The organism is Streptomyces sp. NPDC005752 (assembly GCF_040630715.1).
Lineage (GTDB): Bacteria > Actinomycetota > Actinomycetes > Streptomycetales > Streptomycetaceae > Streptomyces.
Genome location: NZ_JBEXYB010000006.1, coordinates 185,045 through 212,043 on the forward strand (window position 1 = coordinate 185,045; position 26,999 = coordinate 212,043).

Consider the following 26,999-nt stretch of genomic DNA (forward strand, 5'->3'; position numbering starts at 1 on the left):
GACCAGGACCCGCGTCGATGTGGCCTGCCGCAGGCCGGAGTTCGCCCCGGACGGCGACATCCGCCGGCTGCGGCCGGCCACCGACTGAGAGCGGCCGACCCGCAGAGGGAAGCCTCCCTCCCCGCCCCCGGGGAGGGAGGCTTCCCTCTGCGGGGGTAACGGAACGGCCGCTCCCCTTGCCCTCCGCGCCCGCCGTATGTGAGGTTAGGCTAGCCTTCCCTCGAATCGTCAGCGGGCGCCCTGGGGCGCGTACGAAAGCAGACCCACTCATGTCCAACGTCCGGACCAGCTCACTCTCCCGCCGTGGCCTGCTGGCCGTCGGCGGCGCCGTCGGCCTCGGTGCCGTCCTCGCGGCCTGCGGCGACGGGGACGAGAAGGGCTCCACCTCGGGTTCGAGTGCGGAGAAATCCGGCCCCTGGTCCTTCAAGGACGACCGCGGGCAGACGGCCGAGGCCGATTCCGCACCGAAGAACATCGTCGCGTTCATCGGGGTCGCCGCCGCGCTCCACGACTACGGCGTCGAGGTCAAGGGTGTCTTCGGCCCGACGAAGACCACCGACGGCAAGGCCGACGTGCAGGCCGGAGACCTCGACATCAGCAAGGTCGAGGTCCTCGGCAACGTCTGGGGCGAGTTCAACGTCGAGAAGTACGCCGGCCTCGCACCGGAGCTCCTCGTCACCGCCATGTGGGAGAAGGACGCCCTCTGGTACGTGCCGGACCAGTCCAAGGACAAGATCCTCAAGCTGGCCCCGAGCGTCGCCCTGTGGGCGGCGCAGACCACGATCCCGAAGGCGATCCAGCGGCACGAGGACCTCGCCGCCTCCCTCGGCGCGGACGTGAAGGCCAAGAAGATCACCGACGCCAAGGCCGCCTTCGAGAAGGCCGCGGCCCGGCTGCGCGCCGCCGCCAAGTCCCAGCCGAACATCAAGGTCCTCGTCGGCTCGGCCAGCCAGGACCTGTTCTACGTAACGCTCGCCAAGACGTCCGCCGACACCCTGTACTTCCAGGAACTCGGCGTGCAGTTCGTCGAGCCGAAGGTCAACGAGGCCGGCTTCTTCGAGGAGCTGAGCTGGGAGAACGTCGACAAGTACGACGCCGACATCATCATGATGGACAACCGCTCCTCGGCCCTGCAGCCCGACGCGCTGACCTCGAAGCCGACCTGGGCGGGACTGCCCGCCGTGAAGGCGGGTCAGATCATCCCGCGCACGACGGAGCCCATCTACTCCTACGACAAGTGCGCACCGATCCTCGACGCCCTCGCCGAGGCCATCGAGAAGGCCAAGAAGGTCGGCTGACCTCCGGGTCCGGCCCGGACGACTCCGGGCCGGACCGCCGTCGCAGTTCCGGTTCCTGGGAGGACCGCTCGCATGACGACCGCCACCGCACCCGCCATAGCCCCCTTCCGGTTCTTCGGACTGACGGTCCTGCGGACCTGCCGGCTGAGCCCGTCGATGCGGAGAATCACGTTCGGCGGCCCGGGAAGCGACGGCTTCGTCGCCGGGGGCCGGGACCAGAGCCTCTCGATCTTCCTGCCGCACCCGGGCCAGACCGAGGCCGTGGTCCCGGTCGACGCGAACGGTGAGTGGTTCCCGGCCTGGCGCGCACTGCCCCACGACGTCAGGGCGGTGATGCGGTCGTACACCGTGCGCGCCCAGCGGTACGCCGCGGACGGCTCCACCGAGATCGACATCGACTTCGCGCTGCACGAGCACGGCGGGCCCGCCTGCCGCTGGGCGGAGGCCGCGGTGCCGGGGCAGCGGCTCACCGTGCTGGGCCCCACCGGCCGGGACAACAACGGCGTCCGCTTCCAGCCGCCGCAGGACACCGGGTGGGTGCTGATCTGCGCCGACGAGACGGCGCTGCCCGCCGCGTCCGCCGCCCTGGAGTGGCTGCCGCCCGGCACGCGGGCCCGGGTCTGGCTGGAGGTCCCGCACACCCAGGACCGGCTGGAGCTCCGCACGGAGGCCGACGCGCACATCACCTGGCTCGTACGGGACGAGGGAGCCCCCTCCGCCCTGGATGCCGTGCGTGCCGCCGAACTGCCCGGGGGAACTCCGTACGCCTGGATCGCGGGCGAGTCCTCAGGGGTCCGCGGGCTGCGCCGCCACCTCGTCCGGGAGCGGGAGTTCGACCGCAGGCGCGTCACCTTCGTCGGGTACTGGCGGCGCGGACTGAGCGAGGAGCAGCTGAGGGAAGAGGCGACGCGGGTGCCCGCGTAACGCGGCCGCACGCAGTGTGGAGTTCCGGTGACGGAACCCCAGAAAAGGCGAACACGACGGGTCTTGTTAGGTTAGGCTTACCTAACTTAAGCGCCGCGCCCCTCGCCCCTGCCCGGAGGGCCGCGACGACGTCCCCACCCGGGAGGCCCCCTCCATGCGTTCCCACCTGCTCAACCGCACGACGACGGAGGACTACCGTCGGTCCGTCACCGCGGGCGTAGAACAGGTCGCGGCCAGAATCGCCTCCGCCGAGCAGCCGTTCAGCGGCATGGGCGTGGACGGGCTCACCCCCGTCGTCGACGCCATCGACCTCGACCGGCCGCTCGGTGACACGGCTGCCGTCCTGGACGAACTCGGCGAGGTCTACCTCCGCGACGCCGTGTACTTCCACCACCCCCGGTACCTCGCCCACCTCAACTGCCCGGTGGTCATCCCCGCGGTGGTCGGTGAGGCCGTGCTCTCCGCCGTCAACTCCTCCCTGGACACCTGGGACCAGAGCGTGGGCGGCACCCTGATCGAGCGCCGGCTGATCGACTGGACGGCCGCCCGCATCGGCCTCGGCCCCGCGGCGGACGGCGTCTTCACCAGCGGCGGCACGCAGTCCAACCTCCAGGCACTGCTGCTGGCCCGCGAGGAGACCAAGCTGAGCCCCGGGGAGTTCACCCGGCTGCGGATCCTCACCTCCGAGTGCAGCCACTTCAGCGTCCAGAAGTCGGCCAAACTCCTCGGCCTCGGCCCTGATTCCGTCGTGTCGGTCCCCGTGGACCGCGAGAAGCGCATGCAGACCGTCGCGCTGGCCGCCGCCCTCGAACGCTGCGCGGCCGAGGGCACCGTACCGATGGCGGTCGTCGCCACCGCGGGGACCACGGACTTCGGCTCCATCGACCCACTGCCCGAGATCGCCGCGCTCTGCGAGCGGTACGCCACCTGGATGCACGTCGACGCCGCCTACGGCTGCGGGCTGCTCGCCTCACGCACCCGGCGCGGGCTCCTCGACGGGATCGAGCATGCCGACTCGGTGACCGTCGACTACCACAAGTCCTTCTTCCAGCCGGTGAGTTCGTCCGCCGTTCTGGTCCGCGACCGGTCGACGCTGCGTCATGCGACGTATCACGCGGAGTACCTCAACCCGGCTCGGACCGTCGAGGAGCGCATCCCCAACCAGGTGGACAAGTCCCTGCAGACCACCCGCAGGTTCGACGCGCTCAAGCTGTGGATGACGCTGCGCACGATGGGCGCGGACGGCATCGGTGAGCTGTTCGACGAGGTGTGCGACCTGGCCGCCGAGGGCTGGCGGCTGCTGGCCTCCGACCCGCGCTACGACGTCGTGGTGGAGCCGCGACTGTCCACCCTGGTGTTCAGATACGTCCCCGCCCACGCCGGGACGCCCGCCGACATCGACCGCGCCAACCTCTACGCCCGCAAGGCCCTCTTCGCCTCCGGTGAGGCCGTGGTGGCGGGCACGAAGGTCGGCGGCAGCCAGTACCTGAAATTCACCCTGCTCAACCCCGAGACGACCGTGGCCGACATCGCCGCCGTCCTCGATCTGATCGCCGGCCATGCCGAGCAGTACCTGGGAGAGTCCCTTGAACGCGCTTCCTGAACCCCTCGCCGCCCCCTACGACTTCATCGGGATCGGGCTCGGTCCCTTCAACCTGGGGCTCGCCTGCCTGAGCGAGCCGGTCGAGGAGCTGAACGGGGTGTTCCTGGAGTCCAAGCCGGACTTCGAGTGGCACTCGGGGATGTTCCTCGAAGGGGCCCATCTCCAGACGCCGTTCATGTCGGACCTCGTCACGATGGCCGACCCGACCTCCCCGTACTCCTTCCTCAACTACCTGAAGGAGCGGGGCAGGCTCTATTCGTTCTACATCCGGGAGAACTTCTACCCGCTGCGCACCGAGTACAACGACTACTGCCGGTGGGCGGCCGCCCGGCTGAGCAGTGTCCGTTTCAACCAGACCGTCCAGTCGGTTACGTACAGCGAGGACGACGGCCTGTACACCGTGCGCACCGCCGACAGCGCCTTCCGCGCCCGGCACCTCGTCCTGGGTACCGGCACCCCGCCGCACATCCCGGAGGCCTGCCACGGCCTGGGCGGCGACTTCCTGCACAACTCCCGGTATCTGCGGGAGAAGGCCACACTGCAGGCAAAGGAGTCCATCACCCTGGTGGGCAGCGGGCAGAGCGCGGCCGAGATCTACCACGACCTGCTCTCCGAGATCGACGTGCACGGCTACCGGCTGAACTGGGTCACGCGGTCCCCCCGTTTCTTCCCGCTGGAGTACACCAAGCTCACGCTCGAGATGACCTCGCCCGAGTACGTGGACTACTTCCACGCCCTGCCCGAGGACACCCGCTACCGGCTGGAGTCGGACCAGAAGGGCCTCTTCAAGGGCATCGACGGCGCGCTGATCGATTCGATCTTCGACCTGCTCTACCAGAAGAACGTGCAGGGCCCCGTCCCCACCCGCCTGCTCACGAACTCGGCTCTGCGCAGCGCGCGTTACGAGGAGTCCACGGGGACCTACACGCTGGGCCTGCGCCAGGAGGAACAGGGCACGGACTACGAGCTCGAGAGCGAGGGCCTGATCCTCGCCACCGGCTACCGGTACGCCGCCCCGGCCTTCCTGGAGCCCGTCGCCGACCGGATCCGGCACGACTCCCGGGGCCGCTTCGACGTGGCCCGCAACTACAGCATCGACACCACCGGGCGCGGGATCTTCCTGCAGAACGCCGGGGTGCACACCCACTCGATCACCTCGCCCGACCTGGGCATGGGTGCCTACCGCAACGCCTACATCATCGGCGAGCTGCTCGGCCGCGAGTACTACCCGGTCGAGAAGTCCGTCGCCTTCCAGGAGTTCGCCGTATGACCAGCACGCAGACCCCCGGGACGTTCACCGTCCGCCCCATGGACACCACCCCCGGCCGGGCCGGAGGGCGGTCCGACGCCGAAGTGGTGCACAGCTGGGTCACCCACCCCAGGTCGGCCTACTGGCTGATGGGCGACGCCCGCCTGGAGGACGTCGAGCGGGAGTACGCGGCGATAGCCGCCCACCCGCACCACGACGCCTTCATCGGCCTGCACGACGGCGAGCCCGCCTTCCTGATGGAGCGCTACGACCCCACCGAGGTCGAGCTCAAGGGCCTGTACGACGCGGAGCCCGGCGACATCGGGATGCACTTCCTGGTCGCCCCGCCCGAGACCCCGGTGCACGGCTACACCCTCGCCGTGATCACCACCGTCATGGAGACCCTCTTCGCCGATCCCGCCACACGCAGGGTCGTCGTCGAACCGGACGTCACCAACACCGCGGTGCACGCCCTGAACAAGGCCGTCGGCTTCGAGGTGATCCGCGAGATCGCCAAGCCGGAGAAGCGAGCCCTGCTCAGCGCCTGCACCCGCGAGCAGTTCGAGGCCGCGACCACGGGAGCAGACCGATGACCACACCCCCCGCCACCACCACCACCGCCGCCGTCGACCACCTGACCCCGGAGCGCTGGGCCGTCGCCAACCGGCTGCTCATCCGCAAGGCCCTGGCCGAGTTCTCGCACGAACGGCTGCTGGTCCCCGCCCCGGGCGACGGCGGCCGCCACAGCGTGCGCAGCGACGACGGGACGGTCGAGTACCGCTTCGCCGCCCGCCGCTTCGCGCTGGACCACTGGCAGGTCGACGCCTCGTCGATCACCCGTCACCGGCACGGCTCGGACCTCCCCCTCGACGCGCTGGAGTTCTTCGTCGAACTGCGGTCCACGCTGGGCCTGTCGGCGGAGGTCCTGCCGGTGTACCTGGAGGAGATCTCCTCCACGCTGGCTGGAACGGCGTACAAACTGACCAAGGAACCGACCACCTCGGCGCAGCTCGCCGTGGCCGGTTTCCAGGACGTCGAGACCGGGATGACCGAGGGGCACCCCTGTTTTGTCGCCAACAACGGGCGGCTCGGCTTCGGGGTCGGCGAATACCGCGCCTACGCCCCCGAGGCCGCGACCGGAATCCGGCTGGTCTGGCTGGCGGCCCGACGCGATCGCGCCACCTTCACGGCCGGTGCCGGGCTCGACTACCCCACTCTGATCGCCGGCGAGCTCGGCGAGAAGACCCTCGGCGGATTCGCGGCCCGGATGACGGACCTCGGGCTCGACCTCGACGACTACCTGCTGATCCCGGTCCACCCCTGGCAGTGGTGGAACAAGCTCGCCGTGACCTTCGCCGGCGAGGTGGCCCAGCAGCACCTGGTCTGCCTGGGCGAGGGCGAGGACACCTATCTGGCCCAGCAGTCGATCCGGACCTTCTTCAACGCCGACCACCCCGCGAAGCACTACGTCAAGACGGCGCTGTCCGTGCTGAACATGGGCTTCATGCGCGGGCTCTCCGCCGCGTACATGGAGGCGACTCCCGCGATCAACGACTGGCTGGCCGGCCTGATCGAGCGCGACGAGCTGCTGCGCGGCGCCGGGTTCTCGATCATCCGGGAGCGGGCCGCGATCGGCTACCGCCACCGGTCCTACGAGGCGGCGACCACCAAGGGGTCCCCGTATCTGAAGATGCTCGCCGCACTGTGGCGGGAGAGCCCGGTCCCCGCCCTGACCGGGCGGGAGCGGCTCGCGACGATGGCCTCGCTGCTCCACACCGACGCGGAGGGCCGCTCGGTGGCGGGCGCGCTGATCTCCGAGTCGGAGCTGGATCCGGCCGACTGGCTGCGGCGCTACCTGGACGCCTACCTGGTGCCGGTGCTGCACAGCTTCTACGCCTACGACCTGGTGTTCATGCCGCACGGCGAGAACGTGATCCTGGTCGTCGAGGACGGCGTCGTGCGCCGGACGGTGTTCAAGGACATCGCCGAGGAGATCGCGGTCCTGGACCCGGACGCGGTGCTGCCGCCCCAGGTCGAGCGGATCCGCGCCGAGGTCCCCGAGGACATGAAACTGCTGTCGGTCTTCACCGATGTCTTCGACTGCTTCCTCCGCTTCCTGGGGGCGGACCTGGCCACCGAGGGGGTCCTCGACGAAGAGACCTTCTGGCGGACGGTCGCCGCCTGCGTCAGGGGCTACCAGGACTCGGTGCCGCACCTCGCGGACAAGTTCAAGCAGTACGACATGTTCACGGAGGAGTTCGCGCTGTCCTGCCTGAACCGGCTGCAGCTGCGGAACAACCGGCAGATGGTCGACCTGGAGGACCCGGCCGGCGCGCTCCAGCTGACCGGCACACTGCGGAACCCCATCGCGGCGTACTGAGCCCGGCCATCCGGCCCCGCCCCTTCCCGGGCGGGGCCGGATGAGATCCTAAGGGGCATTCACGGCATAAAGGTCTCATCGAATGAGATTCCTGCCCGATATCGGGCAGATTTCTTGCGTAGCTCCGCCGATCCACGCAATATCGACGAGTGCTCGAACGCCGCCAGACGCATGACGACCTCATCGACCACCTCGTACGCTCCACCGCGCTCCAGCGCGGCGAGGCCGCAAGGGTGATCCTCGACGTGCTGGCGTACTTCGACGAGACGACCGAGGACTTCGTCCGGCGCCGCCACCGCGAGCTGCAGGCGGGCGGCCTGGTGAACGCGGAGATCTTCGAGCGGATCGCGGCCGAGCTGCCGCACCGCGCGGTGGCGCCGCAGGAGCTCTCGCTCCGGCAGCTGCGCCGCATCGTCTACGGCTGAGCGGGACACGCGGGTCGGGCACGGAACTGTACGTCGATGGAGGGGCAGAAACCCATGTGCGGAATCGTCGGATACATCGGGAAGCGTGACGTGGCTCCGCTGCTGCTCGAGGGCCTGCAGCGGCTCGAGTACCGGGGCTACGACTCCGCGGGCATCGTCATCACGGGCAAGGCCGCGGCGGGCAGGCCGGGTGTGCTGAAGACGGTCAAGGCCAAGGGCCGGGTCCGCGAGCTGGAGGCACGCGTACCCAAGCGGTTCGCCGGCACCACCGGCATCGCCCACACCCGCTGGGCCACCCACGGCGCCCCGAGCGACGAGAACGCGCACCCGCACCTGGACGCGGAGAACAAGGTCGCCGTCGTCCACAACGGAATCATCGACAACGCCTCCGAGCTCCGCGCGAAGCTCGTCGCCGACGGGACCGTGTTCCTCTCGGAGACCGACACCGAGGTGCTGGTCCACCTGATCGCCCGGGCCCAGGCCTCCACCCTGGAGGAGAAGGTCCGCGAGGCGCTGAAGTCCGTCGAGGGCACGTACGGCATCGCCGTCCTGCACGCCGACTTCAACGACCGCATCGTCGTCGCGCGCAACGGCTCCCCGGTCGTGCTCGGCATCGGCGAGAAGGAGATGTTCGTCGCCTCCGACGTGGCCGCCCTGGTCGCGCACACCCGCCAGATCGTCACCCTGGACGACGGCGAGATGGCCACCCTGAAGGCCGACGACTTCCGTACGTACACCACCGAGGGCTCGAGCACGACGGCCACGCCGACCACCGTGGAGTGGGAGGCCGAGTCGTACGACATGGGCGGCCACGACACGTACATGCACAAGGAGATCTCCGAGCAGGCCGACGCCGTGGACCGCGTGCTGCGCGGCCGCATCGACGACCGCTTCTCCACCGTGCACCTGGGCGGCCTGAACCTGGACGCCCGCGAGGCCCGAGGGGTCCGCCGGATCAAGATCCTCGGCTGCGGCACGTCGTACCACGCGGGCATGATCGGCGCCGGGCTCATCGAGGAGCTTGCGCGCATCCCCGCGGACGCGGAGCCCGCGTCCGAGTTCCGCTACCGCAACCCCGTCGTCGACCCCGACACGCTGTACGTCGCCGTCTCGCAGTCCGGCGAGACCTACGACGTGCTGGCCGCGGTGCAGGAGCTCAAGCGCAAGGGCGCACGCGTCCTGGGCGTCGTCAACGTCGTCGGCTCGGCGATCGCCCGCGAGGCGGACGGCGGCATGTACGTCCACGCGGGCCCCGAGGTCTGCGTCGTCTCCACGAAGTGCTTCACCAACACCGTCGTCGCCTTCGCACTGCTCGCCCTGCACCTGGGCCGCATCCGCGACCTGTCGGTCTCCGACGGCAAGCGGATCATCGAGGGCCTGCGCAAGCTGCCCGAGCAGATCGGCCGGATCCTCGAGTCCGAGGACGAGATCAAGAAGCTGGCCGAGGAGTACGCGGGCGCGCAGTCGATGATGTTCATCGGCCGCGTCCGGGGCTACCCCGTCGCGCTGGAGGCCTCCCTGAAGCTCAAGGAGATCTCCTACATCCACGCGGAGGCCTACCCGGCCTCCGAGCTCAAGCACGGCCCTCTCGCGCTCATCGAGCCGGCGCTCCCCACCGTCGCGATCGTCCCGGACGACGACCTGCTGGAGAAGAACCGCGCCGCGCTGGAGGAGATCAAGGCCCGCAGCGGACGCATCCTCGCCGTCGCCCACCGCGAGCAGGAGAAGGCCGACCACACGATCGTCGTCCCGAAGAACGAGAACGAGCTGGACCCGATCCTGATGGGCATCCCGCTGCAGCTCCTCGCCTACCACACGGCTCTGGCCATGGGCCGTGACATCGACAAGCCGCGCAACCTGGCGAAGTCGGTCACCGTCGAGTAGCCGCCCGCCTTCCGGGGCTCACCCGAGACGCGCGAAAGGCCCCTGACGTGACGTCAGGGGCCTTTCGTGCGGCAGGGGTTGCCGGTCCGTGCGTCCAGGGCGGCGCGCACCTCAGGGGATGACGATGACCGGGCGCTGGGCGCGGCGCGCGAGGCGGCCGGCCACGGATCCGAAGATCCGGCCCACGATGCCGTGGGTCGAACCGACCACGATGGCGTCGGCCGAGTACTCCCGGCCGACCTCCTCCAGCTCGTGGCAGATGTCCCCGCCGCGCTCCACGAGCACCCAGGGCACCTCGGCGAGATAGTCCGCGCACGCCAGCTCCAGACCGAGGACCTCGGTGCGGTGGTCGGGCACATCGACGAAGACGGGCGGCTCACAGCCCGCCCACACGGTGGTCGGAAGCCGGTTGGCCACGTGGACGATGATCAGCCCGGAGCTGTGCCGGTGCGCCATGCCGATGGCGTACGCGAGGGCCCGCTCACTGGACATGGAGCCGTCGAAGCCGACCACGACGCCATGACGGAAGGCTGGATCGCAGGAAGGGCGCGACTCTTCGACCGTCAGAGGTTCCGACCCGGGGTCGGCTACCTGCTTGCGGTCTGCGGGTTCGGGGATTTCGTGACCGGCCATCGGTGTCTCGGCGAAGAGAGTCCTCGTGAGGAGGGAGCGGTTTGGAGGTGTGTCTGCGAGCGATGAAGCAGTGTCCGGGAAACATCTTCCCAACCCCCTACCCCCAAGGGTACGGCGCCACTCCTCCACTGCCCAGCCCTCGCACAGCGCAGGCGGCGATGGAGGGAGCATGCCGGACACTGCCCCTGTATGGCAATGCCGGTTGCGTCGTACATCCAGCTCGTGGAGGCTCTGCCGGGTTCCGGTCCAAGCGTCCGGCCGGCCCGCGCGCCGACCCGGACAGGACGGCCGAATGCGTCACCCGCCCGTCCGGGCCGGACCGTCACGCCCCGCCATCACGCGACTGCGCATCGTCCACATCCGGTGCGCCGACGGCCCAGAGGGGCCGTCGAGGCGCATGTCGACGCATGAGGCCAGGGGGCGCACGCCGGTCGCATGACTGAAATGCGTACGCGCAACCATCGGTTTTCAGCCAACTTCGCCTCCACCTAATTTTATTGGTCCCACAGCCGCCCAACCCACGTGCCACCAGGCAGGAATAGACCGCGCGGTACGCTTTGAACCTATGGGGACGCGCCATGATCGCGATGCGCACTTCCCTGTGGGGCCAACGAGTGGAACGCTTCGTGATCGAACGCTTCGCGCCAAGTTGCCTTGTCGACATAGTGCCGGTGGGGGAACGTGTCACGTCGGCACCACGGGACGCAGTAGATTCGATCATGAGTGTCGAGGACTGGGGACGCGTGCGAGACCGAGGGGAAACGTGCAGGTGCGACAGGCCCGTAGGGACCAGGAAGACGCGAACACCGAGGGGGGCTTAGCGTCATGAGCCAGGACTCCGCCACCGCAACGGAGGCCGCACGGAAACTGACCGGACGGCGGCGCCGGGAAGTCGTAGCCGTACTGCTGTTCAGCGGCGGCCCTATCTTCGAGAGCTCCATTCCGCTCTCAGTTTTCGGAATCGACCGGCAGGACGCGGGCGTTCCGCGCTACCGCCTGCTGGTCTGCGGGGGCGAGGAAGGACCGCTGCGCACCACCGGCGGGCTCGAACTCAGCACGCCGTACGGCCTGGAGGCGATCAGCAGGGCCGGCACCGTCGTGGTGCCCGCCTGGCGGTCCATCACCTCCCCGCCGCCCGCAGAGGCCCTGGACGCGCTGCGCCGCGCCCATGAGGAGGGTGCCCGCATCGTCGGACTCTGCACGGGGGCCTTCGTCCTCGCTGCGGCCGGCCTGCTGGACGGCCGCCCGGCCACCACGCACTGGATGTACGCACCGACGCTGGCCAAGCGCTATCCGTCGGTGCACGTCGACCCGCGTGAGCTCTTCGTCGACGACGGCGACGTGCTCACTTCGGCCGGGACGGCGGCCGGAATCGATCTGTGCCTCCACATAGTCCGTACCGACCACGGCACCGAGGCGGCCGGGGCGCTGGCTCGCCGGCTCGTCGTACCGCCGCGGCGCAGTGGCGGTCAGGAGCGCTACCTCGACAGGTCTTTACCGGAAGAGATCGGCAGCGACCCGCTCGCCGAGGTCGTGGCCTGGGCCTTGGAGCACCTCCACGAGCAGTTCGACGTGGAGACGCTGGCCGCGCGCGCCTACATGAGCCGACGGACCTTCGACCGCAGGTTCCGTTCACTCACGGGCAGCGCACCGCTCCAGTGGCTCATCACCCAGCGCGTACTGCAGGCGCAGCGGCTGCTGGAGACCTCCGACTACTCGGTGGACGAGGTGGCGGGCCGCTGCGGCTTCCGTTCGCCGGTCGCGCTGCGCGGGCACTTCCGCCGCCAGCTGGGCTCCTCCCCCGCCGCGTACAGGGCCGCCTACCGGGCCCGCCGTCCGCAGGGCGGGGCGCTGGAGGTCGCCACGGTGCTGGAGGCGTCCGTACCCATCCAGGGCACGGCGTCGAGCCGGCGGGCCGTCGCGGCGACCTCGGCCGGGCCGTCCCCCGTCACCGCGACGGCTGCTCCCGGCGGCCCCGCGGAGCGCTTCGGACCGGTTCCCGAGGTGTACGTTCCTGGACGCCCGACCCTGCCGGGGCAGCGCAGCGCCCCGTAGGGTGGGTTCCATGAACGACCGTATGGTGTGGATCGACTGCGAGATGACCGGGCTCTCGCTGACGGACGACGCACTCATCGAGGTGGCCGCACTGGTCACCGACTCGGAACTGAACGTGCTCGGCGAAGGGGTGGACATCGTGATCCGCCCGCCGGACGCGGCCCTGGAGACCATGCCCGAGGTGGTGCGGCAGATGCACACCGCCTCGGGCCTCCTCGACGAGCTGGCCGGGGGCACGACCCTGGCCGACGCCGAGGAGCGCGTCCTGGCGTACGTCCGCGAACACGTGAAGGAGCCGGGCAAGGCCCCGCTGTGCGGGAACACGGTCGGCACCGACCGGGGCTTCCTCGCTCGGGACATGCAGTCGCTGGAGGGCTACCTCCACTACCGGATCGTCGATGTGTCCTCGGTCAAGGAGCTGGCGCGCCGCTGGTACCCGAGGGCGTACTTCAACAGTCCGGAGAAGAACGGCAACCACCGGGCACTGGCCGACATCCGCGACTCCATCACCGAGCTGCGCTACTACCGGGAAGCGGTCTTCGTGCCGCAGCCCGGCCCGGACTCGGCCCGCGCCAAGGAGATCGCGGCACGGCACACGCCGGCCACCGGACAGTAGGCGTACGCCCCTGGTCACGGGCCCTCCGGGGCCCGTGCACCCGCCCCGAAGAACTCGGGCGCGAGCACCCGCTCGGACCCTGTACACTTTTTCTCGGCCGGTCGGAAAAGGACCGGACGACATGGTGGGTATAGCTCAGCTGGCAGAGCACCTGGTTGTGGTCCAGGATGTCGCGGGTTCAAGTCCCGTTACTCACCCTGAATGATCAGCCCCTGACCTGGGACAACGGGTCAGGGGCTGAGTCTTTTGCGTTCGGCGCATGTGCTGCCCGTCACCCCCGTGGCACCGCACACCCCTCCGTACCCGGCGCCACGGGTACGGGTACCCGTGGCGGGGCCGGTGGGCGGGCCACGCTCCCGCCCGCACCCTGGCCGGTCGGTTCGGTGACGCCCACCACACCGGGTCCCGCACCTCGTCCCGGGCATCGCCCGACGGGCCCTGCCGAGCCGCACCCCGACGCGGCGTGGCCGTTCTCGTGCCCGCTCGACGATCACCGGGGAACACGGAGCGCGCGCTCCCGGTGCGCGGGCCGTCGGCCCGCGCACCTGCGGCCCGGGGCGGTTGTGTAACCGAAAACCCGCACCTGTGTGGACGGCGTGATGAGAGTTCATGCATACGTTCGGGTCTCATGGGCACGCGCAGTGCAGCCCCGAACGAATGGCTGAGCGAACGAGCCGACAGGAAGCCACCATGACGCGCGGCAGGTGAAACACATGGCGACGAGCGAAAACACCAAGAGCGATTCCGGCGGAAGCGACAGCAACGGCCGGGTCAATGTCTCCACAGCAATGCGGAACGCAGCCGAACAACTTGCCCAACTCCTCCAGCGCGCACCGGATTCGGTGTCATCGCTGAATGCGACGGACGACGGCTGGACGGCGTATGTGGAAGTCGTCGAGATCGAGAAGATCCCCGACACCATGAGCGTGATGGCCTCCTATCGCGTGAGCCTCGACGGCCAGGGCCAACTCGTTGGTTACGAACGAATTCGACGGTACTCACGGGGACAGGTCGACCGCTGAGCCGGTCTGCCCCGTGTAGCCGTACCCATCTCGGACCACTCATTGGAAGGAAGACCGACCATGAGTCTCGTACAGCAGAGCAACGCCTCCGGCAGCGGAGGCGGCTCCGGAAATCTCTACGACGTTCTTGAGCTCATTCTCGACAGGGGGCTCGTCATCGATGCCTTCGTTCGTGTCTCACTCGTCGGAATCGAAATCCTCAAGATCGACGTACGTGTCGTCGTGGCCAGCGTGGATACGTATCTGCGCTTCGCCGAGGCGTGCAACCGGCTGGACCTGGAGTCCGGCCGCAAGGCTCCCGCGCAGCTCACCGACATAGTCGGGGACACGATGGAGAGCGGCGCCAAGGGCAAGTCGAAGGGCGCCCTGACCGGCGCGGTCGAAGCCTTCACGGACTCCTTCCAGAGCGGCCGTGACGACTCCGACGACGAGGAGAAGGAGAAGCGGCCGGCGCGCAAGAGCTCCGCTTCGAGCAGCAGCCGCCGGACGAGCCGGCGGGGGGAGGAATAAACCATGTCGACCTACATCTACGCCATCACCGCGGCTGACCACCCGCTACGGCTGGACGGCCTGTCCGGTGTCGGGGAGTCGCCGTCGGAGCTGCGCACCCTGACGTCGGCGGGGCTCGCCGCGGTGGTCAGCGACACACCGCCCGAACTGCGGGCCAAGCGACGTGATCTCGTCGCTCACCAGAGCGTGCTGGAGAGGCTGATGGCCGACGGCGCGGCCCTCCCCATGCGCTTCGGTCTGGTGGGGCCGGACGACGACCAGGTACGTGCGGCGCTGGAGCAGGGCAAGGACAGCTACACGGCCCGCCTCTCGGAGCTGGACGGCCGGCTCGAATACAACGTGAAGGTCTCACGCGACGAGGAGAGCCTGCTGCGGGAGATTCTCACGGAATCGCCGGAGGCCCGGCGGCTCAGTGAGTACACCCGCCAGAATCCTTCGGCACAGGACCAGAAAATGGCCCTCGGCGAACTTGTTTCGCGCGAAGTGCAGGCCAGGCAGGAAGCGTTGGGAAGGGAAGTGGCGAACGCACTGGCGTCCGCCGCGGAACGGGTCTCCGAGGGAGAGCCCACGAAGACCCATTTCCTGAACGTGTCCTACCTCGTGCAGCGGGACGAGGCGTCCGCTTTCTCACAGGCGGTCCACGAAGAGGCCGAGCGCAGGGGGGACGAATACGGGTTCGCTCTCAACGGCCCCCTCCCGCCCTACAGCTTCGTCTGACGCACAGCCCTCGCAGAGGGGAGATGCCCGGCCATGGGCCTCATTTCGCAACTGCTCACCCTCCCGCTGGCCCCGGTTCGCGGCTCGGTGTGGGTTCTCGACCAGGTGGTGCTGGCCGCCGAACGCGAGCACTACGACCCGGGAGCCGCGCGCACGCGACTGGCCGAGCTGGAGCGTGAACTGCTGAGCGGGAAGATCGACGAAGAAGAATTTGACCGGCGCGAGGACGAACTGCTGGATTGGCTCGCCGAGTGCGAGGAATACCAGAAACGCCTGAACGACAATTCCTGATACCGGGAGATCGAGGTGCTTTACAGATGACCGGCAATGCCAAGATAGGCGCGGCCCTGGTGGGCGGATACCTGCTGGGACGCACGAAGAAGGCCAAGCTGGCGATCGGCTTCGGCATGTTCCTGGCGGGCAAGAAGCTGAACCTGGACCCGAAGCAGCTGGGCAGGATGCTGGCCGACTCACCGGTCCTCGGCACCCTCAACGACCAGGTCCGCAAGGAGCTGGTGGGCGCGACGAAGACGGCCGCCACCAACGCCCTCACGCAGCGGGCCACCGGCCTCGCCGACTCCCTGCACAAGCGCACCCTCGAACTCGACGACCCGTCCGGCGCACAGTCGCAGGACGCGCGCGACGACGAGGACGCGGAGGACGAGGACCGCGACGCCCGGGACGAGCAGGGCGCCGAGGACGACGAGGGGGCGGAGGAGAAGCCGGCCCGTCGCCGCACGACAGCGGCCAAGAGGACGGCAAAGTCCACGGGAGGCGCCGCCGGCGGCGCCCGGAAGAAGGCCGCTCCGGCCACCCGTAAGGCAGCCTCCGGAGCCCGCAAGACGACTTCTTCGAAGTCGGGCGCACGCAGGAGCGGAGGTGGCAGCAATGCCTGACACGGCTTTCGGCAGGCTCAAGGACGACGTGGCGAAGAATCCCGCCACCGACCGTCTCAAGGAGGAGCTGCAGAACTACCTCACGGCACGGGCGCAGCACGCGGTCACCAACCTCGGCCACAAGCTCGGTGAGGGGGTCGGCAGGCTCGCCGACGGCAAGGAGGCACCCGGCGGGGCCCTGAAGAGTCTCGCCAAGGGCGGCAAGGCACTCAGTGAGGGCAAGTCGCCCGCCCAGGCCGCCGTCAGCGCCGGTGCCTCCCATCTCAAGGAGACTGTCAAGGACAAGGTCAAGGGATTGTTCGGCAAGGGGCGCAAGGGCGGCGGCGGCAAGTCGAAGAGCGTCACGATCTCCGAGGACATCGACGTCGGCGTGCCGCTGCGTGAGGCGTACGACCAGTGGACGCAGTTCCAGGAGTTCAGCACCTTCGCCAAGGGTGTCGTGAGCGTCGAGAAGTCCGACGACACCAGCAGCAACTGGAAGGTGAAGGTCGCCAAGTCCACACGCAGCTGGAAGGCGAACGTCACCGAGCAGGTCCCGGACGAGCGCATCACCTGGACCACCGAGGGCGCCAAGGGCACGGTCAAGGGAGTGGTGACGTTCCATGCCATCACCGACGACCTGACGAGGGTCCTGCTCGTTCTCGAGTACTTCCCCAAGGGGCTCTTCGAGAAGACCGGCAACATCTGGCGTGCCCAGGGCCGCAGGGCACGGCTCGATCTGAAGCTCTACCGCAAGTTCATCATGATGCGCGGTGAGGCGACCGACGGCTGGCGTGGTGAGATCCGCGACGGCGAGGTCGTCATGGAGCACGACGAGGCCGTCGAGAAGGAGGAGGCCCGCGCCGAGGAGGAGAACGGCTCCGAGGCCGAGGAGCCGGAGTCCGGCGACGCCGAGGTGGACTCCGAGGACGCCGAGGAGGACGAACTCGTCGACGAGGAGGACGAGGAGCCCGCCGAGGAGTACGAGGACGACGACGAGGAACTCCACCCGGAGGAAGAGGTCGACGAGGACGAGGAGGACGAGGCTCCCGCCGACGAGCCCCGCGCCGAGGACGACCACGAGGACGACGACGAGGAAGAGGAGGAGGAGCCCCTTGAGGACGAGGAAGAGGAGGAGGAGCCTGCTCCGCGTGCCCGGCGTCGTACCGCCTCCGCACGTCGCTGAGATGCTCCGCCTACAGCACGGATGGGACTGATCCGAAGTGTCCGATTCACTGGCCGGCCGTATGGGTGCCTCTTCGGCGGCGTCCCCCTACGGGCAGCAGCAGTCCTCCGCGAATCTGGCCGACATCCTCGAACGCGTGCTGGACAAGGGCGTCGTCATCGCGGGTGACATCCAGATCAACCTGCTCGACATCGAACTCCTGACGATCAAGCTGCGGTTGCTCGTCGCTTCCGTGGACAAGGCCAAGGAGATGGGCATCGACTGGTGGGAGCACGACCCTTCGCTCTCCTCGCGGGCCCGCACCGAGCGGCCGGAGGTACGCGGCGCCTCCCGCGACGACGCGGCGGGCAGTCAGATCGAGGCGGAGAACGCCCGTCTGCGGGCGGAGATAGCCGAGCTGAGGGCCGCCGTCGGGTTGCCGGCCGCCGGATCCGGCCAGGAATCGCCGTCCGGCCGGCCCGAGGTGGAGAACGCGGAAGGTGAGGAATCGAAGTGACAGCGGAAATGGACCCGTCGACGGACCGTGCGATGTCCTACGTCTACGCCGTCGGCCGCGCGGGAACGCCCCTCGAGACGGCGCTCGCGGGACGGCAGGGGCTGGAGAGCGCTCCTCTGCGGACGGTCCGTGCCGGGGACCTCGTCGCCCTGGTCTCGTCGGTTCCCTCCGCCTCGTACGGGAGCGAGGGCGTGCAGGCGCAGATGGAGGATCTGGGCCGGCTCGAAGTGCTGGCCCGTACCCACCACGCGGTCGTCGAGGCGGCTTACGAGCACGCCACCGTGCTGCCCATGCGCCTGGCGACGGTCTACCTCGGCGACGGACGGGTGCGGGAGATGCTCGGGGAACGCGAACCTGAGTTCTCCGCTCTGCTCGCCCGCCTCGAAGGTCATGTCGAACTCGGCGTCAAGGTCTACGCGGACCCGCGTGAGGCCGTCGCGGTGAGCAGCCGCAGCGCGGAGGCGGACACGGCGGACCGTCCGGGTCGGGCCTATCTGCAGAGGCGCCGTGCCCAGCAGCAGAACCACCGTGCGACCTACCGGGCGGCGGGTGAGGTGGCCGCCGGGGTGTCCGGCCGAGTGGCCGGCATCGCCAAGGCGCAGGTCACTCACCGCCCGCAGCAGGGGGAACTCGCCCAGGCGCCGGGCGAGAACATCGTCAACGACGCCTACCTGGTCCATGGCACCCAGGCCGACGCGTTCCGCGGGGCTCTCGCGGGGCTCGGCGACGACGTGCCGGGCGTACGCGTCGAGATCACCGGCCCCTGGGCCCCGTACTCCTTCGCGACGCCCCCCGAGGCGGGCGGCGGGGTACCGCGATGAACGACGAACTGAGCACGGCCATGCCCGGCGCGGGCTTCGCGGAGCCCCGCGCCGGGCACGGCCCTTCGCCCGACGACTCCATCGAGTCCCTGGCCGGGCGCCAGGTGGCGCTCGTCGACCTGCTGGACCGTCTGCTGAACGGCGGAGCGGTACTCACGGGCGATCTGGTTCTCTCCATCGCCGAGGTCGACCTGGTGCACATCAATCTGAGGGCGGTGATCCGGTCGATCACGTCGGACGAACCGTCGCCGTGGTGAGGACCGTACGCATGTCCCGGCACAGCAGCCGCTGATGAACGAGGAGCAGTCCATGGCCGAGGAAGTACGGGGAACGGAATCGCGTGCGCAGGCGGCGAACCTCGAGGAGGTCGCCCGGGCCGCGGCCCGGGCCTTCGACCTCGTGCCCGCCGGGCCCGAGGAGCAGAGCACACAGAGCACACAGAGCACACGCAGCGGACTCGCCCAGCGGCTGGAGACCGACCCGGACACGGTGGAACGCGATCTCATCAAGCTGGTCCTGACGATCGTCGAACTCCTGCGTCAGCTCATGGAACGCACCGCCCTGCACCGGGTCGACGTCGGTGACCTCCGTGAGGACCAGGAGGAACGCATCGGGATGACGCTGATGATCCTCCAGGACCGGATGTCCGAGCTCTGCGAGCGCTACGACCTCACCATGGAGGACCTCAACTTGGATCTGGGCCCGCTGGGTTCACTGCTTCCGCGCAACTGAGCCCGAATTCCGTCGCCCTGTTTCGAGCCGCACAGAGAGGTAACACGAACACCATGACTGCGAACGAAGAGACCAAGAACGTGAACGGTTCCGCGGCGAAGGCCGGTACGGCCGCGAGGACGGCCGCCGCCAAGTCCGGTGCGTCGGCCGCCTCCTCGAAGGCCAAGTCCTCGGCGAAGGAGGCCAAGTCCTCGGCCGAGGAGGCCAAGTCGTCGGCGCGGAACGCGGCCGGGTCGGCCGGCGCCGGTGTGCGGTCGGCCGGTCTGGCGACGAAGCGAACCGCGGCCGCCGGCTGGGGCACGGGCCGGCAGGCCGTCGTGGACACCGCAGGCAAGGTCACCTCGACCGTGGGCACCGCATGGACCGTCGTCAAGCACCGCAAGGCCATAGCCGTGGGCACCGCGGCGGGCGTCGGTGGCCTCGTGGGTGGCGCGTTCGCCCTGGGGCGCCAGACGGCCAAGGCCCATGCCGGGCCGATCACCCGTCTCACCGGCGGCCGGATCTGACCGGGCCGCGGAACGCACCGCACCACTGGAGGGCCGGCTGACCACAGCCGGCCCTCCTTTCACGCGGGCACGGGCCCGCAGCAGGCCCCCGGCTCAAGCCGCGAGACCGCCTTCAGGTCGTCGTCGGAGGCAGGGACGATCGTCGTCGGAGACAGGGGTGACGGCGTCACACCCGGCGGCAGCGATCCTGGAGCTCGGCGATGACGGCCTTCTCGCGCGCGTTGACGTCACCGTCCACAGCGGCCACGCGGGCTGCCACGTCGAGGAGTTCACTCAGATCCCCTGGCTCGGCGTCCAGGCGTCGCCACACCTCGGCGGGGTCGAGGTCGACAAGGTGAGCGAGCTGTTCATCGACCACCTGATGCCGATCCCGGGCCAGTCTCACCAGGTGCCGCATCAACAGCGTCTCGTCATCCGCGATCTTCTCGTCCGCCATGACGACGAGCCACGCGACCCAGAGCATCAGTTGCGGGTGCTGACTCCGCTTGGTCAGAGCCTCGGCGAGTTCGATCACCCGCGCCTCGTTCCGGAAGACGGCTTGCGCGTGCCGCCCCGCGAGCAGCGTCGTGTAGCGGTTCAGCACCACTGCGAGGGGAACGCCGACCAGGGGGATACCGATCTTGATGACGTTGCGCTGCAGGAGGTACTTCCCGACGACGGGGAGCCCCTTCGCGGCGGTCAGTACCCCTCCTGTGTAGAAGCGCTTGATCACCGGCCGCACCAGAGCCGGGACCGCCTTGACCACGCCTTCCCGGACCGCTTCCCCGCTCTTGATCGTGAAGGCCACCCGGATGAGCTTCCACATGTCCTCGGGGTCGGACAGGTCGAGCGGGATCCGGTAGAGGACTGCGACGTCGTAGGCCAGGCGGAGCTGGAGCCGGGTCACGAACGCGACATCGACCATCATGGTCGCCACGGCGGCCGGGACGGTCGCCGCCGAGGCGCCACCGAGGCTCCCGAGCGTGGCGACGACGGCCGCCGTGTAGGCACCGGCGGACAGCCCGCCTTCGAGCGCGGCGTACCGGGCCGCCATCTTCATCCGCTGCTCGACGACGGCATCCGGGGGTACGCCCTCGTACCGCTCCTGGAAGTACTTCCAGTCGACCTTGTCGGTGTAGGAACTCATGGCCTGGGCGCTGAGCTTGGTGAACCAGCCGCCCGACTTGATGTCGTCAGGGCTGAGCCCCTTGATGAACTCCCGCAGCTCGGCGCGCTCCCGCTCGACAGCCTCCCGGTCGGCGTCGTCACCTGCGTCGACGGCGTCGGTCGGGGCATCGGTCACGGGTGGCCCGGCGGGGTCCTCCTGCCCTCTCGGCTCCCCGGCACCCGCCGCGGACCCGGGCTCCGGTGCCCGGGGGGAGGGGACCGCCGCCGGTGACGCGGCCGGCGGGCCGGAACGGGTCGCGGCCTCCTCGTCCGGGCCCTGGAACTCGCCCTCTCCCCCGGCGCCCTCGTCGGTGTCGACACCGAAGTCCGTCGTCAGCCCGTCCAGACCGGACGCGTATCCCTGCCCGACCGCACGGAACTTCCACTCGCCGGTGCGCCGGTAGAGCTCTCCGAAGATGAAGGCGCGCACGGCGCCCGCGTCCTCTGTGGAGAACCGGACCAGAGGGTCGCCGGAGCTGTCCGAGAGCGTCACGTAGAGGTTGTTCAGATCCCCGAAATGGGATCCTCCGTAACGGCTCGCGACCACCACGATCTGCTCGACCTCGGGCGGTACCGCGTCGAGGTCGAAACCGATGCGGTCCTCGTAGCCGTCAGCCGTGGGAGCCTTCCCGAGCAGCTGGACACTGCCGTTGCCGGCGACCGGGTTGTTGTGGAAGCAGAAGTCGGCGTCACTGCGTACTTTGCCGTTGCCGGCGAGCAGCCACAGGGAGACGTCCGCGTCCCCCTCGTTCGTCGCGCCGCTCCACCCCAGGCCCATCGTCACGGAGCCGATGTTGTCACTGAGCGTGGCCAGCCCGACGTTGGCGCCTTTGACCATCTTCTGCATGCGTGCTCCCAGAGGCGCTGCCGGACCAGAGCGCACGCGCGGCAGATCCTTGCGTGACGTCGTGTGGTGCGTCACACATTCGCCGGACTCCGCGAACTTTATCGCCCGGGTGGGGGCCTCATGGAGGGATTGTGAAACATTCGCTCACAAGTGCGTTCGGGCGCCCACGCACGACGACGGCGGACCCCGGCCCGACGACGGCAGACCTCAGGACGACTCGCGGACCACCAGCTCCGTCGGCAGCACGATCCTCGGGCGTTCCCGGGTGCCGTCGCCCGACGAGCGGTTCGCGATCTCCTCCAGCAGGACGCGGGTCATCGTGCGGCCCATCTCCTCGATCGGCTGCCGCACGCTCGTGAGGGGCGGGTCCATGTGGCGGGCCACCGCGGAGTCGTCGAAGCCGATCAGGGCCACGTCGTCCGGGATGCGGCGGCCGGACTCGCGCAGCACCTGCCGGGCGCCCGCCGCCATCACGTCGGAGGCGGCGAAGACGGCGTCCACGTCGGGGCGGCGCGCCAGCAGCTCCCGCATCGCGCGGGCTCCGCCCTCCTCGCTGAAGTCGGCGGGCGCGATCAGCCGCTCGTCGGGGTCGAGGCCGGCCGCGGCGACGGCCTTGCGGTAGCCGTCGAGGCGGCGCTGGGCGCCGTAGACGTCCAGGCGGCCGGTGATCGTCGCGATGGAGCGGCGGCCGCGCTCTATGAAGTGACCGACGGCCGCTCGGGCCCCCTCGAAGTTGTCGGAGTCGACGGAGGGCAGTGTCTCCGCCGCGTGCCTGCGGCCGCTGATCACGGAGGGCATGCCGAGCTGTTCGAGGAGGTCCGGCAGCGGGTCGTCCGCGTGGACGGAGACCAGGAGCACTCCGTCGACCCGGTGCGCGGTCAGGTACTGGGCGAGCCTGCGCCGCTCGCGGTCGTTGCCCGCGAGGGTCAGCAGCAGCTGCATCTCGGTGTCGGCGAGGGCGGCCCCGACACCCCGCACGATGTCGGAGAAGTACGGCTCGGCGAAGAAACGGGTCTCGGACTCGGGCACGACGAGGGCGACGGCGTCCGTGCGGTTGCCCGCGAGCGCGCGGGCCGCGCGGTTGGGTACGTATCCCAGTTCGGCGACGGCAGCCTCGACGGCCTCCCTGGTCTGCGCGCTGACCCGTGGCGAGCCGTTGATGACGCGTGAGGCCGTGCCCCGCCCCACTCCGGCCCTGGCCGCTACCTCTTCGAGCGTGGGCCGCCCGCCACTCCGTACTCGCGCTGCCGCCATGGCTGCCTCCCGTTCGCGGTCAATTTCTCACAGCGCCCTGGCCAAACCAAGTCCCGCTGTCCGATCCCTTGACACTCGTCCGGACCCACCGGACCTCGCAGCGCCACAACTCTTGGGAGCGCTCCCAAGCGTACGGGGTCCGGAAGACGGACGCGTCGGGCGGGCCGTCGGGGGCGGGCACAGAACAGCGGGACCCGGCACTGTGCCGGGCCCCGCTGTGTCGGTACCGATCGGGTCAGACGGTGCCGCCCGGCGGCAGCGCGTGGCGGCGGATCACGTCGGAGTACCAGTAGGCGCTCGACTTGGGGATGCGGCGCTGGGAGGCGTAGTCGACGTACACCGCGCCGAAGCGCTTCGAATAGCCGTACGCCCACTCGAAGTTGTCCATCAGCGACCAGAGGAAGTAGCCGCGGACGTCCGCACCGTCGGCGACGGCCCGCTGCACGGCGTCCAGGTGCCCGTGAAGGTAGGCGACGCGTTCGGGGTCCTCGACCTTGCCCTCGGGCGAGACGTAGTCGTCGAAGGCGGCACCGTTCTCGGTGACCATGAGCGGGAGGCCGGGGTGGTCCCGGTGGGTGTCCATGAGGAGGTTGTAGAGCCCGTCGGGGTCGATCGACCAGTCCATCGCGGTGCGCTCCTTCCCCTCGGGGAGGTGGAAGGCCACGTGCTCGGATCCCGGCCACGGGGAGTGGTTGCTGGCGCCGTGTGCGTCGCTGCGGGCGTAGGCGGCCCCTTCCACCGGGGTGGAGACCAGCGTCGGCGTGTAGTAGTTGATGCCGAGGGCGTCGACCGGACGGGAGATGGTGGCGAGGTCGCCGTCCCTGACCAGCTTCGACCAGTCCACCAGGTGCGAGGTGTCGGCGATCAGGTCCTCGGGGTACTCCCCGCGCAGCATCGGACCGGTGAAGACGCGGTTGCCGACCGCGTCGATGCGGCGGGCGGCGTCCGCGTCGGCCTCGCTGCCGGTGAGCGGGCGGACCTGGTGGAGGTTGAGGGTGACCGAGGTCTGCGCAGCAGCGGGGAGTTGGGCGCGCAGAACCTCGATCGCCCGGCCATGGGCGAGGTTGAGGTGATGGGCCGCCTGCAGCGCCGCTGCGGGCTCGGTGCGGCCGGGGGCGTGCACGCCCGAGCCGTAGCCGAGATAGGCCGAGCACCACGGCTCGTTGAGGGTGGTCCACATGCCGACGCGGTCGCCGAGGGCGCCGGAGACGATGGCGGCGTAGTCGGCGAAGCGGTCGGCGGTGACGCGCTCGGGCCAGCCGCCGGCGTCCTCCAGCTCCTGGGGCAGGTCCCAGTGGTAGAGCGTGGCGACGGGCATGATCCCGGCGTCGAGCAGTTCGTCGACGAGCTTGCGGTAGAAGTCCAGGCCACGCTCGACGCCGGGGCCCCGGCCGGTGGGCTGGACCCGGGACCAGGAGACGGAGAAGCGGTACGCCTTGAGGCCGAGCCTCTTCATGAGCGCGACGTCGTCGCGGTAGCGGTGGTAGTGGTCGGCGGCGATGTCGCCGGTGTCGCCGTTGCGGACCTTGCCGGGGGTGCGGCTGAAGGTGTCCCAGATGGACGGCGTACGGCCGTCCTCGGCGGCGGCGCCCTCGACCTGGTAGGAGGCGGTCGCCGCGCCCCAGATGAAGCCCGTGGGGAACTGCGTCGCGGGCGCCTGCTTCGGGGTGGTGTCGGGTCGTACGGCAGTCATACGGGAGCGCTCCCATGGGTGGAGGGGCAAGGACGGGAAGTGCGGGGACCCCGGCTCCGTACGGCCTGTGGTCAGGTACAGGCCGTACGGAACGGCCGGGGGCCGGACCGGGGACGGAGCAGCGGTGCCGGGATCGGACCGGGACGGACAGGGGTGCGGCGATCAGCCCTTGACGGCGCCGGACATGATTCCCCCGACGATCTGCTTACCGAAGATCACGAAGACGACGAGCAGCGGCAGGGTGCTGATCAGCGCGCCGGCCATGACGATGCTCTGGTCGGGCACGTAGGACGCGCTCAGCTGGCCGAGAGCCACCTGCAAGGTCGGGTTTTCCTGGTTCAGGGCGAGGTAGGGCCAGAAGAAGTCGTTCCACGCCTGGACGAAGGTGAGCATGCCGAGCACCATCATGGCCGGTCGGGCCACCGGGAGCACGATGCTCCACACGATGCGGAGGTTGTTCGCCCCGTCCACCCGGCCCGCCTCGATGAGCTCGTAGGGCAGCGCCTCCAGGAGGTACTGGCGCATGAAGAACACTCCGAACGCGCTCACCAGGGTCGGGAAGATCACCGACTCGAGCTGACCGCCCCAGCCGATGTCCGACATCATCATGAACAGCGGTACGACGCTGAGCTGTGGGGGGATCGTCAGCGTGGCGATGACCGCCGTCATCAGTGCGCCACGTCCCCTGAAGCGCATCTTGGCGAAGGCATAACCGGCCAGGGTGCAGAAGAAGAGAGTCGCCAGCGTGATGCTCGCGGACACGATCACCGTGTTGACGATGGCCTTGCCGAGGTGTGCCTGCTCCCAGGCCGCCTCGAGGTTGTGGAACAGGTTGCCGCCCGGGATGAGCGGCGGCGTGGTGTCCAGGATCTCGTCCTGGGTACGGGACGCGGCCACGAGCGTCCAGTACAGCGGGAACAGCGAGCCGACGCCGACGACGGCGAGGGCGAAGTAGGCGAAGGGGCCCGCGTGGTGCTGACGGCCGGCGCCGGGCTTGAAACGGCGGCGCGGGGGGTCGTCGCGGACGGCGGCCTTGGAGACGCGCCGTTGGTCCGACGTGGTGATGGGGCTTGTGGTCGTCATGGATATCGCTCCCGTCAGGCCGCGGTCTTGCGCCCGAGGCGCCCGATGAGCCAGTTGATCGCGGCAATGAGCAGCAGCAGGACGAGCATGGCCCAGGCGACTGCGGCGGCCGTACCGAGGTGTCCGAGGTTCCAGCCGTAGTTGTAGAGGTAGATGCTGAGCGTCTCGTACTGGTGCTCGGTGCCGCCCTGCGCACCGTTGGTGCCTCCTTCGAGCAGGAGGGGCTCTCCGAACAGCTGCATGGAGCCGATGGTCGAGATGACGATCGTGAAGAGGATCGTCGGTCGCAGCGCGGGGATCGTCACGTTGCGGAACTGCTGCCACCGCGAGGCACCGTCGAGCGAGGCGGCCTCGTACAGATCGGACGGCACGGCCTGCATCGCGGCGAGGTAGATCAGGGTGTTGTAACCCGTCCAGCGCCAGATCACGATGACGGCGATGGCTATGTTGGACGTCCAGTGGCCGTTGACCCAGTTCGTCTCACCGAAACCGAAGAAGCCGAGCACCCAGTTCAACAGGCCGCCGTCGGCACGGAACACCAGGGCGAAGACGAGGGCCGCCGAGGCCACCGAGGTGGCGTACGGGGTGAGGATCACCGTGCGCCAGAAGGTGCTGGCCCGCAGTTTGTAGTTCAGCAGGTGGGCGAGGCCGAGCGCCACCATCAACTGCGGGACGGTCGAGATGACGCCGATGACGAACGTGTTGGTGACCGCGGTCCAGAACTCGGAGTCCTGGAGGATGGTGCTGAAGTTCTCCCAGCCGACCCATTCCATCTGGTCGAGGCCGGTCATCTCCACCTTGTGCAGGGCGATCCAGCCGGTGTAGACGAGCGGATACAGCCCGAAGGCGCCGAAGACGAGGAAGAACGGCGCGATGTAGGCGTACGGCGACGCCTTGTCGTCGAAGCGCCACAGCCGGCTGCGCCATGCCTGGCGGCCGGGAGTCATGGGCTTCGGAGCACGGCGGCGGCTCGGCGGGGAGCCTTGCGTGCCCCGCGTGGGGGTCGTGGTTGCCACAGGTGGGAGTCCTTCCCTGGGGTGTGCC

27 protein-coding genes and 1 tRNA gene are annotated in these 26,999 nt (G+C 69.4%); 22 read left to right on the top strand and 6 right to left on the bottom strand.

Annotated elements, in window-relative coordinates; all coding sequences use genetic code 11:
- Positions 1-269: 269 nt before the first annotated feature.
- From ABZ441_RS07720 to glmS, 8 genes are all read left to right on the top strand, one after another.
- Positions 270-1,298, top strand: a complete 1,029-nt coding sequence (locus ABZ441_RS07720; protein WP_358969514.1) for an ABC transporter substrate-binding protein — start codon at positions 270-272, stop codon at positions 1,296-1,298.
- A gap of 72 nt (positions 1,299-1,370) precedes the next feature.
- The gene (locus ABZ441_RS07725; RefSeq protein ID WP_358969516.1) at positions 1,371-2,222 is read left to right on the top strand and encodes a siderophore-interacting protein; all 852 of its coding nucleotides are present in this window, start codon (positions 1,371-1,373) and stop codon (positions 2,220-2,222) included.
- A 154-nt stretch (positions 2,223-2,376) separates the two neighbouring features.
- Positions 2,377-3,825: an aspartate aminotransferase family protein gene (locus ABZ441_RS07730; RefSeq protein ID WP_358969518.1), complete on the top strand. Its 1,449-nt coding sequence runs from the start codon at positions 2,377-2,379 to the stop codon at positions 3,823-3,825.
- Entirely contained in the window at positions 3,809-5,095 is a 1,287-nt protein-coding gene (locus ABZ441_RS07735) for a SidA/IucD/PvdA family monooxygenase (RefSeq protein WP_358969520.1), read from the top strand. Before ABZ441_RS07730 ends, ABZ441_RS07735 begins: the two co-directional genes overlap by 17 nt.
- A gap of 38 nt (positions 5,096-5,133) precedes the next feature.
- Complete coding sequence (locus ABZ441_RS07740; RefSeq protein WP_358969614.1) at positions 5,134-5,667, top strand: GNAT family N-acetyltransferase; 534 nt, start codon at positions 5,134-5,136, stop codon at positions 5,665-5,667.
- A complete protein-coding gene (locus ABZ441_RS07745) occupies positions 5,664-7,454 on the top strand; it encodes an IucA/IucC family siderophore biosynthesis protein (RefSeq protein ID WP_358969522.1) in 1,791 nt (596 codons plus the stop codon). Before ABZ441_RS07740 ends, ABZ441_RS07745 begins: the two co-directional genes overlap by 4 nt.
- 149 nt (positions 7,455-7,603) lie before the next feature.
- Entirely contained in the window at positions 7,604-7,879 is a 276-nt protein-coding gene (locus tag ABZ441_RS07750; protein ID WP_205020187.1) for a hypothetical protein, read from the top strand.
- A 54-nt stretch (positions 7,880-7,933) separates the two neighbouring features.
- On the top strand, positions 7,934-9,763 hold the full coding sequence (gene glmS / locus ABZ441_RS07755) for a glutamine--fructose-6-phosphate transaminase (isomerizing) (RefSeq protein WP_358969616.1): 1,830 nt from the start codon (positions 7,934-7,936) through the stop codon (positions 9,761-9,763).
- Positions 9,764-9,874: 111 nt separating this feature from the next.
- On the opposite strand, the gene ABZ441_RS07760 is transcribed toward glmS, so the two are convergent.
- Positions 9,875-10,396 (bottom strand): universal stress protein, encoded by a 522-nt coding sequence (locus ABZ441_RS07760; protein ID WP_205020185.1) that lies wholly within the window; start codon positions 10,394-10,396, stop codon positions 9,875-9,877.
- 825 nt (positions 10,397-11,221) lie between these two features.
- Between ABZ441_RS07760 and ABZ441_RS07765 the strand changes: the two genes are divergently transcribed.
- From ABZ441_RS07765 to ABZ441_RS07830, 14 genes are all read left to right on the top strand, one after another.
- Positions 11,222-12,451: a helix-turn-helix domain-containing protein gene (locus ABZ441_RS07765; RefSeq protein ID WP_358969525.1), complete on the top strand. Its 1,230-nt coding sequence runs from the start codon at positions 11,222-11,224 to the stop codon at positions 12,449-12,451.
- Positions 12,452-12,461: 10 nt separating this feature from the next.
- Positions 12,462-13,067, top strand: coding sequence for an oligoribonuclease (gene orn / locus ABZ441_RS07770; RefSeq protein ID WP_358969526.1), 606 nt, complete (start codon positions 12,462-12,464; stop codon positions 13,065-13,067).
- 124 nt (positions 13,068-13,191) lie between these two features.
- Positions 13,192-13,264: transfer RNA gene (locus ABZ441_RS07775), tRNA-His, on the top strand.
- A gap of 516 nt (positions 13,265-13,780) precedes the next feature.
- Positions 13,781-14,089 (top strand): gas vesicle protein, encoded by a 309-nt coding sequence (locus tag ABZ441_RS07780; protein ID WP_358969528.1) that lies wholly within the window; start codon positions 13,781-13,783, stop codon positions 14,087-14,089.
- A gap of 60 nt (positions 14,090-14,149) precedes the next feature.
- Positions 14,150-14,599 carry a gas vesicle structural protein GvpA gene (locus ABZ441_RS07785; protein WP_358969530.1) on the top strand — a complete coding sequence of 150 codons (450 nt, stop codon included), beginning with the start codon at positions 14,150-14,152 and terminating at the stop codon, positions 14,597-14,599.
- Positions 14,600-14,602: 3 nt separating this feature from the next.
- Positions 14,603-15,316, top strand: coding sequence for a GvpL/GvpF family gas vesicle protein (locus ABZ441_RS07790; protein WP_358969532.1), 714 nt, complete (start codon positions 14,603-14,605; stop codon positions 15,314-15,316).
- A 33-nt stretch (positions 15,317-15,349) separates the two neighbouring features.
- Positions 15,350-15,607, top strand: a complete 258-nt coding sequence (locus ABZ441_RS07795; protein WP_358969533.1) for a gas vesicle protein GvpG — start codon at positions 15,350-15,352, stop codon at positions 15,605-15,607.
- 26 nt (positions 15,608-15,633) lie between these two features.
- Entirely contained in the window at positions 15,634-16,212 is a 579-nt protein-coding gene (locus ABZ441_RS07800) for a hypothetical protein (protein WP_358969535.1), read from the top strand.
- Entirely contained in the window at positions 16,205-17,377 is a 1,173-nt protein-coding gene (locus ABZ441_RS07805; RefSeq protein WP_358969536.1) for an SRPBCC family protein, read from the top strand. Before ABZ441_RS07800 ends, ABZ441_RS07805 begins: the two co-directional genes overlap by 8 nt.
- A 37-nt stretch (positions 17,378-17,414) precedes the next feature.
- Entirely contained in the window at positions 17,415-17,873 is a 459-nt protein-coding gene (locus ABZ441_RS07810; RefSeq protein ID WP_358969537.1) for a gas vesicle protein, read from the top strand.
- Positions 17,870-18,694 carry a GvpL/GvpF family gas vesicle protein gene (locus tag ABZ441_RS07815; RefSeq protein ID WP_358969539.1) on the top strand — a complete coding sequence of 275 codons (825 nt, stop codon included), beginning with the start codon at positions 17,870-17,872 and terminating at the stop codon, positions 18,692-18,694. The genes ABZ441_RS07810 and ABZ441_RS07815 overlap by 4 nt, the downstream gene beginning before the upstream one ends.
- A gap of 20 nt (positions 18,695-18,714) precedes the next feature.
- Positions 18,715-18,951, top strand: a complete 237-nt coding sequence (locus ABZ441_RS07820; RefSeq protein ID WP_358969618.1) for a gas vesicle protein — start codon at positions 18,715-18,717, stop codon at positions 18,949-18,951.
- 52 nt (positions 18,952-19,003) lie between these two features.
- Positions 19,004-19,426 carry a gas vesicle protein K gene (locus ABZ441_RS07825; protein WP_358969540.1) on the top strand — a complete coding sequence of 141 codons (423 nt, stop codon included), beginning with the start codon at positions 19,004-19,006 and terminating at the stop codon, positions 19,424-19,426.
- A 53-nt stretch (positions 19,427-19,479) separates the two neighbouring features.
- On the top strand, positions 19,480-19,932 hold the full coding sequence (locus ABZ441_RS07830; protein WP_358969542.1) for a hypothetical protein: 453 nt from the start codon (positions 19,480-19,482) through the stop codon (positions 19,930-19,932).
- Positions 19,933-20,098: 166 nt separating this feature from the next.
- On the opposite strand, the gene ABZ441_RS07835 is transcribed toward ABZ441_RS07830, so the two are convergent.
- The 5 genes from ABZ441_RS07835 to ABZ441_RS07855 all read right to left on the bottom strand — a co-directional run bounded on the left by ABZ441_RS07835 (position 20,099) and on the right by ABZ441_RS07855 (position 26,971).
- Positions 20,099-21,925, bottom strand: coding sequence for a TerD family protein (locus ABZ441_RS07835; RefSeq protein ID WP_358969544.1), 1,827 nt, complete (start codon positions 21,923-21,925; stop codon positions 20,099-20,101).
- Between the two features lie 207 nt (positions 21,926-22,132).
- A complete protein-coding gene (locus ABZ441_RS07840) occupies positions 22,133-23,179 on the bottom strand; it encodes a LacI family DNA-binding transcriptional regulator (RefSeq protein ID WP_358969545.1) in 1,047 nt (348 codons plus the stop codon).
- A gap of 235 nt (positions 23,180-23,414) precedes the next feature.
- Positions 23,415-24,872 (bottom strand): GH1 family beta-glucosidase, encoded by a 1,458-nt coding sequence (locus ABZ441_RS07845; RefSeq protein ID WP_358969547.1) that lies wholly within the window; start codon positions 24,870-24,872, stop codon positions 23,415-23,417.
- A gap of 162 nt (positions 24,873-25,034) precedes the next feature.
- A complete protein-coding gene (locus ABZ441_RS07850) occupies positions 25,035-25,955 on the bottom strand; it encodes a carbohydrate ABC transporter permease (protein ID WP_358969549.1) in 921 nt (306 codons plus the stop codon).
- A gap of 14 nt (positions 25,956-25,969) precedes the next feature.
- Positions 25,970-26,971: a sugar ABC transporter permease gene (locus tag ABZ441_RS07855; protein WP_358969551.1), complete on the bottom strand. Its 1,002-nt coding sequence runs from the start codon at positions 26,969-26,971 to the stop codon at positions 25,970-25,972.
- Positions 26,972-26,999: the final 28 nt, after the last annotated feature.